The following is a 12,703-nucleotide window of genomic DNA, read 5'->3' as shown; positions in this document are numbered from 1 at the left end:
CTTGGGTTTACGTGACAAATTTAAGCAGTACATGGATGAAGTAAATCAGGAGATAGAAAAACAAGATGAAAAAAAGAAAGAACGCAAAAAGGTTAAACAAGAGAAAGAAAACCATTTTCGAAACCTCTTATCAGGATGGGGGGCAGATAATATTGGAAAAATGGAGATTGATTTATATGTTAACAAGCAATCAATACTGTACGCTGAAGAATTACTAAAAGATGGTGAATCAGTTATTAACTTTATTGGTGCAGATTATGGAAAACTTGAAGATTACAAAATATCCGGCATCCTTTTAATTACTGACAAACGATTGTTATATGCGTTCAAAGATAAAAAATCACAATTTAAACAGGAGTGGAAATTCACTAGCATTAATGGCGTCAAAGACAGCGGGTATCCATTGAAAGGTCATCAACTGCAAATTGAAATAGGTAAGTCAAAAAAACTATTCCACAAAATAAAGAAAAATGACCACTACGAAAAATTCATCCAAGACCTTCAACAAAAGATAGACAACCCTGAAACAGTAAAGAAAAAAAGGAATAATAGTACATCCGGCAGCAAAGACAAATATGCATTATTGGAAAAGATTGCCGATTTAAAGGAAAAGGGAATATTAACCCAGGAAGAGTTTGAAGTAGAAAAAGAGAAAATTCTAAAACAATAAAGATAGGAGGTTTATAATTGAATAAAATACCTGGATTCAGGACAGACTCGCCATGGAAAATGGTTTTAGCCACAATCAGTTATAGCGCTATACTAGGATTATTGCTTATTATAATGATTACAGTTGGAATAGGCAGTGTTTTATTTACAATACTTAATTTTGTTTTAATTGCAGCATTTATTATCTCGATAATTGCTTTGATAAAAGGTAATTTGTTGTCTTTATATATACTTAACAGAAAAATCGCAGGAATTATTTTAGCAATTACAATTTTACTTATATTAGTTATACCAATCCCTGAAACCGAAACGGCGAATAGTTCGCAAACAGCTTCTGATGAAGTAAATAATACTGAAGAAAAACATGAGGATTCTGAAAAAGAAAATACATCAAATGATAATGAAGAAAAAAAACAGAACAATGATATAGAAAAACAAAATGACCAAGATAAAGACACCGATCAGAACAACGAAGGGAAAAAGCAAAGCGACAAAACAAGTAATGATAGCTCAGACAAAGATATAGAAAATACATCAAACAATGACAACATTTCTTCAAATGAAAAGAAACAGCAGGCATCAACTCCCGGCGATGCAACAGCAACAGTAACACGAGTTGTTGATGGCGACACGATAGAGATAAGATTGAATGGAAAAACCGAAGATGTACGACTTCTTTTGGTTGACACACCTGAAACAGTTCACCCTTCAGAACCTGTACAGCCATTTGGACCTGAAGCAAGTCAATTTGCAAAAAGTCAACTTACTGGTAAGAAAGTTCAGATTGAATATGATGGACCAAAACGAGATCATTATGGTAGATTGCTAGCTTATTTATGGGTAGATGGACAAAACTTTAACAAAATGCTACTAGAAAAAGGCCTTGCCAGATACGCATATGTGTATGATCCACCTTATACGCATAGTAATGCGTTTATGAAAGCACAAAACAGAGCTAAAAATGCCGAGAGAGGCATTTGGAGTCGGAATAATTATGTGACCAGTGACGGATTTAATTACCAGGAATCACAACAATCCGATAACACAGAAACTGCTTCTTCCAACGATTCTAGTCCGAAATCTACTTCAAGTAATTCAAGCTCTAACGGCCTTAAGTATGACCCTAATGGACCTGACAGAGATTGTGGAGATTTTGACACACAACAAGAAGCCCAGGATTTTTATGAGGCAGCTGGAGGACCTGATGCAGATCCGCATAGATTAGATGGCAGTGACAATGACGGTGAAGTTTGTGAATCTCTACCTGCAGCATAATTTTAAAGGTGTACATTCAATTGTACACCCTATCTTATAAACTAAATACGAACATACATTCTATATTATGGGGGTAATTAGTTGGTTTACACATATATGGAGGACTTTGTAACCGATTTATATTATCGATTGAGGATAACAGAACCGAATCAACTATATATGTTTGTGATTGCAAAAAAACTAGGTATTAATATTGTGTATCGGAAAACTACGTTTCGATTTGGGAATGATATCATACTCGAAAAATCAAGTGAACAAGTTGAATGGCAGCAATTTGGACATGAACTTGGACACCGTTTAAGACATGTCGGGCAACAACTAAACATGCCATACTTGTTTCGTCAATTACAAGAATATCAAGCGACTCAATTTGCCTATCATTTCTGCATTCCAACATTTATGTTGGACAACCTATATGACTACTCAATATATGATGTTATGAATCTGTTTAACGTGGAATACGAGTTTGCTCTTAGAAGATTAGAAATGTATAAAAATAGCATTCTATTGGAGGGAATGAGCAATGTACTGCACACAAATCAAAACAAAATCGGGTAAAAAGAGATGGGAATGTATTGCCGATGCACCTCCCAATCCTGTTACCGGAAAGAGAAATCAGATAAAGCGACGTGGTAAGACACAAAAAGAGGCTAAACAGAAAGTAAGGGATGAGATAGCCAAACAAACTGAAACTCGTGTGGATCCAAAACAGGTAAAAGGAGTGACATTTGACCAGCTAGCTGCTAAATGGTTGGAAATGTATAGGGTAACTAAAGTTAAAGGAAATACTATTGATATTCGAATGGGACAAATTAAAAGGTTGAATGAAAAAATGGCGAAGATACCGATTGATAAATTAACACATTTATTCTTCCAGAGTGTCATAAATGATGTCTTTTCAGATGGTACTGCAAAAAACACACTATTAGGAATCAAAGCATGTGCTAATTTGATTTTTAAATTTGCGGTGAAATATAACTATATGACGGTTAATCCGGCTAAAGATATAGTTATTCCTGAAAAGCCAAAAACGATTGAGGACCTACAAAAGAATAGTATTGAAGAAAAGTATTGGGAAAGAAAAGAATTGGATACGTTTCTAGATGGCGTTCTTAAATATGGTCTTGAGTTGGATAAAGAACGCTTCTATACTCTCGCGTTTTCCGGAATGCGCGTTGGTGAGTTAAATGCTTTGCAAAAACAGGATTTGGACTTTGATAGGAATCAAATACGCATCTATAAAACGATATCTGGACATAACGAAAATATGAGGACATATGATATGGGTACTACTAAAAACAGTACAGCCCGAACGATAGACATGGAACAACCGATTATGGATATGCTGCGGGAATTAGTTAGAAAAAACGATGAACATAAAATGAAATACCGGACTTTAATTGACGATTTCCATGATGCAGATTTTGTTTTTCAGCATAAAAATGGTTATCCTTATTTCCGTGGAACGGTGAATGATCGTATCAAGCGTATTTTGCGGTTAATTGGCTCTGATAAACATGCAACTTCGCATATATTTCGCCACACACATATTAGCATGCTGACAGAAGCCGGTGTCGATTTACCAACTATCATGCAAAAAGTGGGGCACAGTGATCCAAAAACAACAATGGGAATCTACACACATGTGACTAACAAAATGAAAGAAAATGCCTCGGAAAAAATCAGAGGCAATTTTGATGAAATGCTTCAAAAAATATCTCTTTGAAAAATTAATGTTACTTTTATGTGACATTTTTGAAATTTTCACAGGAAAATTAACCTATAAACGCTGTTATATCAACGTTTATTTGCGTTATAATCCCAAATCATGTCAATATGGGGAATATCATCCTCCAGATAGCTTTCGGAAATTTGCTTAAAACCGAGGCCGGAATAAAACTTTTTCAAGTATTCCTGACCCTGAATTTTTATTCGCTTTTCATTCCATTCGTTCACAAGAAAATCAATCGCTTTTTGCATAATTTGACCTGCATAGCCTTGACCCCGGAATTTTTTTGCAACCAAAACACGGCCGATGGAAGCTTCTTCATACTTGGAACCATTTGGAAGAAGTCGTACATTTGCAGCAATTTCTTCATTAATCTTTAAAAAAAAATGAATTGCCTGCTGATCATAATTATCAAGTTCCGGGTATGGACATTCCTGCTCAACCACAAAAATATCCACTCTTGTTTTCATAATTGCATACAGTTCTTCGTTTGAAAGTTCATTGAATGTTTTCACTACCCATTCCATTATTCCTTCTGCTCCTTACTGTTTTCAATTTCTTCCTGAACGATAAATGCCAGATCATCATTCCCGAAAAGCTGCAGCGCATTCAGTACAGTCTGATTGGGAATTTCATCTGATTCTTTTTTGGGAACGGTTAATTCAAGTGCTTCGGTCAATGCGTTGTTTTTCAGTTGTGAAGGATACGCTCTTTCGTATAGTGCCTTAGGATCAAAGTCATTATTGATACACCACTGCGCATAAATAAGAATCATCATTTTCTCATCATGCTGATAACTTTCAATTACCTTTTGTTCCACTTCTTTTTTGTCCATATTATTCACCTGCTTTTCGCATCATAAAAATCCACATGAAAGATAATGCCTGTTTTAAGTCAAAATCCAGATTTTTATAGTGACTTTCTGTTACACCATCTTTATAAACACCAAAACCATCAACATATTGGAAGTTGCTTTCACCGGCAAGCTGCTGAAATTCCCATGGCATCATTGTGTTACAAATAGCTTTTTCACCGCGAAGACGCGGATAGCTGTTCGCTCTTGGTCCAGCTGTCGGGCCCAATAACCCTATACAAAGCGTACCGTCTATTTTTAATACACGATAAAGTTCTGTTAGTACTTGTGCAGGAAACTCAGTCCACTCAAGGACATTGATTGCCATGATACCATCCATGCTGTTATCAGCAAACGGCAAGTTTCCAACATCACCCTGCAAAAAATTTATTTCATCATTATGTACGCGTTTTTTTGCCCGCATAATCATTTCCTGTGAGATATCCATGCCTGTTACATTATATCCGGACTTATAAAGCTTGTAGGATCCATACCCATCACCACAGCCGATATCGAGTATACTGCTTCCTTTTTCGATATGCTTTTCGATAAACGGAATAATATCCTTTCTGCTCCCACTATCCCACATATTTTTGCTTCGTTCATTCCAAAATGCTGCACGATGGACCCATTGCGACTCTGCCTCTTTGTGCCAATTAAATGAATCTGCCATGAAATCCCTCCATAGTTATATTATAAACTAAAAAAAGGCTCACCTCACGAATGAGATAAGCCTTTTTAAATTCATCTATTAAAGAGCGTTTACGTTAGCTGCTTGAGGTCCGCGGTTACCTTCAACGATTTCAAATTCAACGTCTTGACCTTCTTCAAGCGTTTTGAAACCTTCAGCATTGATTGCTGAGAAGTGTACGAATACGTCGTCTCCGTCTTCACGCTCGATGAAACCGAAACCTTTTTCAGCGTTAAACCATTTTACTTTACCAGTCATTAAAATGACCTCCTTATACAAATATCGTGCAAAGTATAATTGAATCATTAATACTTTTACACCACTTTGTTAAAGAGATCGTAAAGTATTACAAATATCAATTTCCTTTTGCTTACTTAACTTTAACCGTTTTGAGAATAAAAAGCAAGTGTAAAGAGAAATATTTTTTGAATCCGTTATTTAATTGAGCAATATTTGAGCAACCTGTATGGCGTACACCGAACAAATGTTGAACTTCGGCACTTTAATTGTGAACTTCGAACAAACCAATTGTGAACTCCGGCTTTTTTCTTGTGAACTTCGGCATTTTTCCTATGAACTTCGGCATTTCAGGTTTACAGACTGCATAAACCGGAAAAGCAAAGTTGAAAAATCCCCCGCAAATTGATAAAATATTGTCTTGCAAGATTATAATTGAATACCGACTACCAGCATTTATATCTTGCAAATATGAATGATAGGTGGTAGAAAACATGACAAACAGTAAGGAATATCAGGTTTTACTGTATTATAAGTATGTGCCCATTGTGGATCCTGTTGAGTATGCGATGGAGCACCTCCAATTCTGTAATGATTTGGAATTAAAAGGACGTATTCATGTGGCACATGAAGGAATCAACGGAACCGTTTCAGGTACTGTTGAACATACCGAACAATACATGGAAGCAATGCGTAATGACCCGCGCTTTGCTGATATGGCTTTTAAAATTGATAAACATGAGGGACATGCATTCAAAAAAATGCATGTGCGTCCACGAAAAGAATTGGTAACCCTCCGTCTGGAAGAGGATATTAATCCGAAACAAACGACAGGAAAATATTTTGAACCAAAGGAATTTTTTGAAGCTATGCAGGATGAGGATACAGTAGTCCTGGATGCCCGTAATGATTATGAATATGATCTGGGGCATTTCCGCGGCGCAATTCGCCCGGACATCGAGACGTTCCGCGAATTACCGGAATGGGTTGAAAAAAATAAAGATTTGATTGAAGGCAAACGCATTTTGACCTACTGCACAGGCGGCATCCGCTGTGAGAAATTTTCCGGCTGGTTAGTTAAGCAAGGATTTGAAGATGTTGCCCAATTGCATGGAGGAATTGTCACATATGGCAAAGATCCCGAAGTACAGGGTGAATTATGGGACGGTCAGTGCTACGTGTTTGATGAAAGAATTTCCGTTCCAGTCAATCAAAAGGAACACGTTGTAGTCGGCGTGGATTATTTTGACGGCAAACCATGTGAGCGTTATGTTAACTGTGCAAACCCTGAATGCAATAAACAAATTCTCTGCTCGGAAGAAAATGAGCATAAATATATGCGTGGCTGTACACATGAATGCCGTGTAAGCCCACGAAACATGTACGTTAAAGAACATGGCCTTTCCAAAGAAGAAATTCAGGAAAGATTGGATATAATTGAAAAAGAAAATATGAAACAGGAAGCATAAAAAATGCAGGCGAAAAATATCGCCTGCATTTTTATATTTGGTTCTTTTTCAAAAGGTTGCAGTTATGAACACACAGTTGATATAGACTTCGTTTTTACTGAAGCCTCTGCTTACCTCAACTGTTCACATTAGCATCTTTCGCCACAATCTTTTATAAAACAACCCTTTAATTTGATGTTTGTTGTTTCATTTTATCTGACTTTCCTTGAAGGAATTGCATCGTTGTAATTACTGCAAAGATCACTAAACCTGCCAATGAAAATTTAACATCCGGATAGATAAGAAGTATACCGCCAACTGCAAGAAATATTCGCTCTATCCAACTTAATGACTTCACGTAGTAGCCGATCAAACTGGAACTAATGGCTGCCATACCTAACAAGGCTGTAATAACAGCAATAGCCACGTTTGCCGCATTTGCATCCCCTTGCAGCAGGAGTATTGGCTGTGAAACAAACATATACGGAATGATAAATGCTGCAATAGCCAATTTAACAGCAGTTACCCCGGCTTTCATCGGGTTCGCACCGGCTATCCCTGCCCCGGCATATGCGGCCAGGCAAACAGGCGGTGTAATATCCGCTACAATCCCAAAGTAAAATACAAACATATGAACTGCGATTACCGGTACATCAAATGCCAATAATGCCGGTGCAGCCATTGTTGCTGTTACAACATAGTTTGCAGTAGTTGGAAGACCCATTCCAAGGATGATACAAGCAAACATTGTGAATACCATGACAAGGAAGAATTGTCCTTGTGCAAGATCAATAATTCCACCAGCTATCTTTGGTCCGAGTCCTGTAGTGGTTACAGTTCCCGCAATGATACCTGCAGTCGCACAGGCTGCGATAACGGGCAATGCTGTCCTCGCACCTTCTTCAAGCAAATTGATAATTCCTTTAAATGACATTCTTGTGTCTTTCCTGAAGAAGCTAATAATAAATGCTGTAAAAATCGCAAATAACGCTGCAAATGTAGGCGTTTTTCCTGCCAGCAAGAATCCGATTATAATTACAAGCGGAGCAAATAAATCAAGCCGTTTGATTAAATTTTTCGTTTTAGGGAGTTGCTCTTTTGCAAGCCCCAAAATTCCCTGCTTCCTAGCTTCAAAGTGTGTACCCATAAACACACCTGAGAAATATAGTATCGCTGGAATGAGTGCGATAACGATAATTTCACTGTATGGAGTACCAGTATATGAAGCCATGATAAATGCAGCTGCTCCCATAATCGGAGGCATTAACTGACCACCAGTCGATGCCGCAGCCTCTGATGCAGCAGCAAAGTGCGGCTTAAACCCTGCATTTTTCATCATTGGAATGGTAAATGAACCCGAACCAACCGTATTGGCAACTGAGCTGCCGCTGACCATCCCTTGCAACCCACTCGCTGCAACAGCTGCTTTGGCTGTTCCACCAGTGTATTTTCCTGTCAGTCGCAGTGCAATATCATTAAAAAATTGACCAATATTTGTCTTAACCAGGATTACCCCAAAAAATAGGAATAAATAAATATACGTGGATGAGATTTGAATAGGGATACCAAAGATGGAGCTTGAGCTAAAAAACATTTCCGTTGCGAGTGATGGCCAATCATAACCTGCATGCCCGATAATAGGAACAAAATTACCAAATAAACCATAAAGCAATGCGACAATTGCAATAATAACAATTGGAAGCCCTACAACACGCCTTGTAGCTTCAAGTAATAATAATATTCCCGCGGTGGCTACTATTTGGTCAGTAGCTGTAAAGCCAAATATGATAGCTTCGTTAATCAAATGTTCATAATTGTAAACAATATAAAAGTTTGTAAATAACGCAGCCAATGCCAGCAACGCATCGTACCAGGGTACACCTCTTCGTTTCGTCATTGAGGATTTTATCGGGTAAAGCAAATAAACCAGGCTTAACCCAGCACCAAGATGTATAGCCCCTTGGATCATGGAAACTTTAGCACCGTAATATCCGGTATAAAGCTGGAAAATAGTTAGTGCTGCACCGATTATAAGTGTAACCCATCCCCAGGGTCCCAGATTCGTACGAAAATTACTTTCCTTATCATATTTTGCCATTAATTCATGTTTGTCTATTTCATTTACATTCTGTTCAGCCACCGGTTTCCCTCCGTTCTTCCCGTCTAGGCATTAAGGAGAAAAACCGGACAGTATATGCCCGGCTCTTCCATTATTCAATAATACCGACTTCTTTAAAGTATTTTTCTGTACCTGGGTGAAGCGGTAAGTCTCCAACACCAATCATTGCATTATCCTGGGTAATCAATGAAGCTTGTTCAATCGTCATATCCCCGGATTTTTCATACAATGTTTTTGTTATTTGATAGCCAAGATCTTCACTTACTTGTTCAGTTGAACCAAGCAAGAGTGCCATTGCAGTAATTGTTTCTGCCGGCTCATCCTGCCATTCGTAAGTTCCAGCCTCAACGGTATATGCTTCATATTGGCTTTGATCCAATACAGTCTGTAAAGCGTCTCCTTCAATATCAAGGAACTTCACTTCCCCAGTTGCGTTAGCCAATTCGTCTGTTGTTGATGATGGAACACCTACAACCGCAAAAGAAGCATCGATTGTACCATTCTGCAATTTACTTTTAGCATCGCCAAAGCCTTCTTCATATGCTTCATAGTCGCCCTCTTCAATTCCATAAGCTGCTAATACCATTTCTGCAGCTTCACGAGTTGCCCCGCCTGGAGGTCCAATAGCAACTTTTTTACCTTCTAATTCTTCGATTGACTCAATTCCAGTTGAATCCAATGTAACTACCTGAAGTGCTTCCGGATAAAGTGAACCAATTACAGCTACTTTATCAGTAGTTTTTCCTTCGAACTCCCCTGTTTGGTTAACAGCGTTAATCAATGTCGTATTTTGTGCAATACCCAGCTGGAATTCTCCTGCTTGAATTTTTGCGATGTTTTCAACTGATGCACCTGATTCAACTGAACTTACATCAAAACCTTCTACATCAATGTTGTCCACAAACAGGTTAGCCATCTCACCACCAAGTGGATAGTAGACACCACCAACACTACCTGTTCCCATGGTCAAATTGGTTACGGCCCCTTCAGAGTCGCCTCCGCCTGAACCTGAACCTTCACCACTGTCACCACAAGCACTTAAAATCATGCCAATGGCCAGAACTAAAACTAATGAAAATAGAGTTCTTTTTCTCAAAGTAACTCCCCCTTTAAGATAGATTTTTATTTAAACCATATTGTTTATCACAATATGTTCTAAACCAAATGGTTACGTTTTCAATTTCAAGAAAACGTTTTATTATGTATTTTACCTTTTTTTTATGCACAGTTCAAGTTATAAGAATATTAAGATTTTTTATTCTATTATTTAACTGCTCTTTGACATTAACGCAAGAATATTGCTATTATTTAGTAAAAAGGAGGCTGATTTACATTAATGTATATGACTTCTCTGCGACCACGATGACAGGTACGGAAAAGTCCCTGGCAGATTATCAAGGAAATGTACTTCTTATTGTGAACACTGCTAGCGAATGTGGTTTTACACCACAATTTGATGGCCTTCAAAAATTATATGATGCTTATAAGGATCAAGGTTTTGAAGTGCTCGGTTTCCCATGTAATCAGTTTAACAATCAGGATCCCGGTTCTAATGAGGAAATTGCCAGTTTCTGTGAGCAAAATTACGGAGTTTCTTTTCCGATGTTTAGCAAAGTGGAGGTTAAGGGTGATAACGCCCACCCTTTATTTGTACATTTAACCCAGCAGGCGAAAGGGATGCTTACAAAGAATATTAAATGGAACTTCACCAAGTTTCTGATAAACAAACAGGGTGAGGTAATTGAACGATATGCACCCCAGACAAAACCTGAAAGCCTGAAAACTGACATCAACAGCGCAATTAATATGTAGATATAATGCACTGCTCAATGGGGACATATCCATTACGCAGTGCTTTTTTATAGGCTGTTTATTGACATAAAAGATATAAAATGCGACGTAACTTTATATGAGTGTTAGTCCGCCGCTGCGGAAATACACTTCGCTTTCACACCTCCGGGTACCAAGGCGACATCTGCTCAAAAAGTGCGTTTTCGCAGTGTCTTCTTAGCCGTGGGCGGCTGATGAGCCTCTGCTCCCACAGGAGTCTCAGCGTATTTCCTCCGCTGAATATTGCTCACTTTATCTTGGTAAATCAATAAAATTTATAATTACGAAAAATAGTTAACCTTGTAAACCAGCAGCTGGAATATGCAAGACTCCTGAGGGCTCAGCACTTGCCCGGGAAAGTGAGTATATTCCAGCTGCGGCGTTAAAGAACATTACTTAATGGTACTAACCAGATTTTCTAGAATACTTCGCATTTTATATCAACACTAACTTAATTTACGAAAACAGCTTTTTTATAAAATTTTATCCAGAAATGATTTTGCCCGAACTGTTTCAGGATTAGTGAAAAATGTGTCCGGTTGTCCTTCTTCCATTAATTCACCTTCATCCAAAAATAGAATGCGATCTGCTACTTCACGGGCAAAATTCATCTCATGGGTTACGACAACCATTGTCATTCCGGTCTGCGCCAGGTCTTTCATCACATCGAGCACCTCTTTTACCATTTCAGGGTCAAGCGCTGATGTGGGTTCATCGAACAACATGATAGCTGGTTCCATAGCCAATGCCCGTGCAATTGCCACCCGCTGCTTTTGACCACCTGACAGGCGATTCGGATAAGCATCAGGCTTGTCACTGAGACCGACCTTGGCAATTAATTGGTTCGCTGCTTCTTCAGCCTCATTTTTCTTCACCTTTTTCACTTTTTGCGGTGCATACGTAATATTTTCCATAACAGTCATATGAGGGAATAGATGAAAATGCTGAAAAACCATACCGATTTGTTTTCGGATTTCGATTTTATCGATTTTGGGATCTGTTATTTCTTTATCATTTATCCATATTTCACCTTCAGTTGGCTTTTCCAAAAGATTTAAACAGCGGAGAAATGTTGATTTCCCTGAACCGGATGGACCAATAACAGCGACTACTTCCCCATCGTTTATCGTAGTTGAGATGTTTTTCAAAACGGTATTTTTATTAAATTTTTTAGTAAGATTACCCACGTTAATCACTGTGTCTCAGCCTCCGTTCTGCAACTTTGCCAAGTAAGGTAAGAATATAAACCATAACCCAGTAAATTAATCCGGCGAGGAGCAGTGGTTCAAAGTTCCGGTAAATATCCGCACCAACTATTTGTGCTCTGCGCATTAAACCCAGGTAACCGATGGTAGACACGATTGCAGATTCTTTGGTTAATGTAATAAATTCGTTCATTAGTGCCGGCAGGATATTTTTAATTGCTTGCGGCAGTATGATATTCAGCATCATTGGTTGATAGGATACTCCCAATGCTTCGGCCGCTTCCGTTTGTCCTTTATCCACCGCCATAATGCCTGCCCGGATAATTTCCGAAACATATGCAGCGGAATTTAATCCAAATGCCAGTACTGCTGTTAAAAACTCCGGGATATCGTAGCCGGTCAGTTGTGGTACGGCAAAATAGATAATCATCAGTTGTAAAATCAGTGGTGTTCCACGGAAAATCGATGTATATACATCGGCAAATCTCTTCAGGAAAGTAACCTTACCTATTTTGAAGATTGCCAGAATCGTGCCAAGGATAAACCCTGCAATGATTGATACACTTACAAATTTTAATGTAGCCCATATCCCTTCCAGTATAAAAGGAATATAAGGCACGATTTGGCTAAAATCCAAATTCATGCCC

At 38.3% G+C, this 12,703-nt stretch carries 14 protein-coding genes; 6 read left to right on the top strand and 8 right to left on the bottom strand.

Annotated elements, in window-relative coordinates; translation table 11 throughout:
• The first annotated feature begins 1 nt into the window (after nt 1).
• The 4 genes from G6R02_RS18960 to G6R02_RS18945 all read left to right on the top strand — a co-directional run bounded on the left by G6R02_RS18960 (nt 2) and on the right by G6R02_RS18945 (nt 3,670).
• Nucleotides 2-670 carry an SHOCT domain-containing protein gene (locus G6R02_RS18960; RefSeq protein ID WP_164670927.1) on the top strand — a complete coding sequence of 223 codons (669 nt, stop codon included), beginning with the start codon at nt 2-4 and terminating at the stop codon, nt 668-670.
• Nucleotides 671-687: 17 nt separating this feature from the next.
• The gene (locus G6R02_RS18955; protein WP_246202668.1) at nt 688-1,944 is read left to right on the top strand and encodes a thermonuclease family protein; all 1,257 of its coding nucleotides are present in this window, start codon (nt 688-690) and stop codon (nt 1,942-1,944) included.
• Between the two features lie 81 nt (nt 1,945-2,025).
• Nucleotides 2,026-2,502 carry an ImmA/IrrE family metallo-endopeptidase gene (locus G6R02_RS18950; RefSeq protein ID WP_246202667.1) on the top strand — a complete coding sequence of 159 codons (477 nt, stop codon included), beginning with the start codon at nt 2,026-2,028 and terminating at the stop codon, nt 2,500-2,502.
• Nucleotides 2,468-3,670 carry a tyrosine-type recombinase/integrase gene (locus G6R02_RS18945; RefSeq protein WP_164670926.1) on the top strand — a complete coding sequence of 401 codons (1,203 nt, stop codon included), beginning with the start codon at nt 2,468-2,470 and terminating at the stop codon, nt 3,668-3,670. Before G6R02_RS18950 ends, G6R02_RS18945 begins: the two co-directional genes overlap by 35 nt.
• Nucleotides 3,671-3,741: 71 nt before the next feature.
• On the opposite strand, the gene G6R02_RS18940 is transcribed toward G6R02_RS18945, so the two are convergent.
• The 4 genes from G6R02_RS18940 to cspD form a co-directional block, all read right to left on the bottom strand.
• On the bottom strand, nt 3,742-4,200 hold the full coding sequence (locus tag G6R02_RS18940; protein ID WP_164670925.1) for a GNAT family N-acetyltransferase: 459 nt from the start codon (nt 4,198-4,200) through the stop codon (nt 3,742-3,744).
• Nucleotides 4,200-4,508 carry a hypothetical protein gene (locus tag G6R02_RS18935; protein ID WP_164670924.1) on the bottom strand — a complete coding sequence of 103 codons (309 nt, stop codon included), beginning with the start codon at nt 4,506-4,508 and terminating at the stop codon, nt 4,200-4,202. Before G6R02_RS18935 ends, G6R02_RS18940 begins: the two co-directional genes overlap by 1 nt.
• A 1-nt stretch (nt 4,509) precedes the next feature.
• Entirely contained in the window at nt 4,510-5,199 is a 690-nt protein-coding gene (locus G6R02_RS18930; RefSeq protein WP_164670923.1) for a class I SAM-dependent methyltransferase, read from the bottom strand.
• A gap of 78 nt (nt 5,200-5,277) precedes the next feature.
• On the bottom strand, nt 5,278-5,475 hold the full coding sequence (gene cspD, locus G6R02_RS18925) for a cold-shock protein CspD (RefSeq protein WP_164670922.1): 198 nt from the start codon (nt 5,473-5,475) through the stop codon (nt 5,278-5,280).
• 473 nt (nt 5,476-5,948) lie between these two features.
• Here cspD and trhO point away from each other — a divergent pair, with 473 nt between their 5' ends.
• Nucleotides 5,949-6,923 (top strand): oxygen-dependent tRNA uridine(34) hydroxylase TrhO, encoded by a 975-nt coding sequence (gene trhO / locus G6R02_RS18920; RefSeq protein ID WP_164670921.1) that lies wholly within the window; start codon nt 5,949-5,951, stop codon nt 6,921-6,923.
• A gap of 166 nt (nt 6,924-7,089) precedes the next feature.
• On the opposite strand, the gene G6R02_RS18915 is transcribed toward trhO, so the two are convergent.
• Both G6R02_RS18915 and G6R02_RS18910 read right to left on the bottom strand, forming a co-directional pair.
• Entirely contained in the window at nt 7,090-9,000 is a 1,911-nt protein-coding gene (locus G6R02_RS18915) for a TRAP transporter permease (RefSeq protein WP_205520279.1), read from the bottom strand.
• A 112-nt stretch (nt 9,001-9,112) separates the two neighbouring features.
• Nucleotides 9,113-10,117 (bottom strand): TAXI family TRAP transporter solute-binding subunit, encoded by a 1,005-nt coding sequence (locus tag G6R02_RS18910; protein ID WP_164670919.1) that lies wholly within the window; start codon nt 10,115-10,117, stop codon nt 9,113-9,115.
• 236 nt (nt 10,118-10,353) lie between these two features.
• Between G6R02_RS18910 and G6R02_RS18905 the strand changes: the two genes are divergently transcribed.
• A complete protein-coding gene (locus tag G6R02_RS18905; protein ID WP_205520276.1) occupies nt 10,354-10,833 on the top strand; it encodes a glutathione peroxidase in 480 nt (159 codons plus the stop codon).
• 491 nt (nt 10,834-11,324) lie between these two features.
• Here the strand turns inward: G6R02_RS18905 and G6R02_RS18900 are convergent, their stop codons facing one another.
• Both G6R02_RS18900 and G6R02_RS18895 read right to left on the bottom strand, forming a co-directional pair.
• Nucleotides 11,325-12,047: an amino acid ABC transporter ATP-binding protein gene (locus G6R02_RS18900; protein ID WP_164670918.1), complete on the bottom strand. Its 723-nt coding sequence runs from the start codon at nt 12,045-12,047 to the stop codon at nt 11,325-11,327.
• Nucleotides 12,040-12,699: an amino acid ABC transporter permease gene (locus tag G6R02_RS18895; protein WP_164670917.1), complete on the bottom strand. Its 660-nt coding sequence runs from the start codon at nt 12,697-12,699 to the stop codon at nt 12,040-12,042. Before G6R02_RS18895 ends, G6R02_RS18900 begins: the two co-directional genes overlap by 8 nt.
• Between the last annotated feature and the right edge of the window lie 4 nt (nt 12,700-12,703).

Origin of the sequence: Virgibacillus doumboii (assembly GCF_902806455.1) — a bacterium.
Taxonomy (GTDB): Bacteria; Bacillota; Bacilli; order Bacillales; family Amphibacillaceae; genus Lentibacillus; species Lentibacillus doumboii.
Note: the sequence above shows the minus strand (reverse complement) of the source record. Positions and strands in the feature narration are given on the sequence as shown.